Annotated in this window: 1 protein-coding gene; it reads right to left on the reverse strand. The window is 42.5% G+C overall.

The genetic code is table 11. The annotated features are described in order from the left end of the window. Positions 1-42: 42 nt before the first annotated feature. A protein-coding gene (locus tag GQA99_RS20070) for an IS3 family transposase (protein WP_160056985.1) occupies positions 43-1,184 on the reverse strand; the annotation gives its coding sequence in 2 pieces (ribosomal slippage) (positions 43-932 and positions 932-1,184; 1,143 coding nt in all). Between the last annotated feature and the right edge of the window lie 72 nt (positions 1,185-1,256).

Consider the following 1,256-nt stretch of genomic DNA (forward strand, 5'->3'; position numbering starts at 1 on the left):
TGATGTGGTCAAGTAAATCTGTACACAAACAAGAGATATGCTTTAAGCAGCATTTTCAGCTGCTGTTGGGGTCATATAATTATTATAACTATGCCCACGTTTTGTATTGTAGTGCTTCAATATATACTTCAGTACATCTTGCTTTGCTTCATCAACATTATTGTACCCATGCTTAGGCATCCATTCCGTTTTGAAACTTCTAAAAAATCGTTCCATTACCGCATTATCCCAACAATTCCCTCTTCGACTCATACTTTGAGTGATGTTATATTTCCAGAGCATCTGCCGATATTGAAGACTACTGTAATGACAACCCTGGTCTGAGTGAAATACCACGTTTATTGGCCGTCCACGACTTTCAAATGCCATCCTTAATGCGGCACAGGTTAAATCTGTATTCGGGCTATCCGAGCAAGCCCAACCCACTATTTTTCTGGCATATAAATCCATGACCACAGCTAAGTAGAGCCATTGGGTTCCAGACCAAACATAGGTTACATCACCGCACCAAACCTGGTTTATCTTTTCTACATTAAACTGACGCTTTAACAAGTTAGGGGCTATTTTTGAGTCTTCACTGGCGACAGAATAGCGATGTTTTCTGGGCTGGCTACTGACGAGCCCAGCTTCTCTCATTAGGCTCGCCGCTTGATAGCGCCCCACATTTTCACCTGACTGATTTAGCTGGCCAGCTATTGTTCTCGCGCCTGCTGCACCTCGGCTATCACTGTGTATTGAGATGGCCTGTTGGCGTAATCTTGCACGTTCGGGGCTCACTAAACCACGATGTTTAAGGTGATAGTGATAGCTACTACGGGGCACTTCAAATAAACAGCAAAGCTGTTTAACGATGTTCTGCTCTCTTGATAACGATTCAATTAATACTATCGTTTGATGCTGTCTTGCATTAAGAGAGCGGTAGCCTTTTTTAGGATGTCTTTCTCCCATTCAATCTTCTTGATTTTGGCTTCGAGCTCTTGAATGCGCTGTTGTTCTGGGGTGATGGCATTTCCTGATGGAGTAATACCGTCAAATTCTTGCCTGAGCTGAGTCACCCAACGCCTTATTGCTGTCGGACCAACACCTGTGGCCTCACAAGCTTCTTTTGTTGAGTAGCCTTGCTTAATCACGAGATTAGCAGCATCTATTTTAAATTCTGTTGAGTAAGTGGGTTGAGATTTCATTACTTTATACACCGTATTATATTAAGGAGGAGTTTACCTCATATCGGTGTACAGATTCATTAAGCCACAATA

Origin of the sequence: Shewanella litoralis (assembly GCF_009828585.1) — a bacterium.
GTDB lineage: Bacteria > Pseudomonadota > Gammaproteobacteria > Enterobacterales > Shewanellaceae > Shewanella > Shewanella litoralis.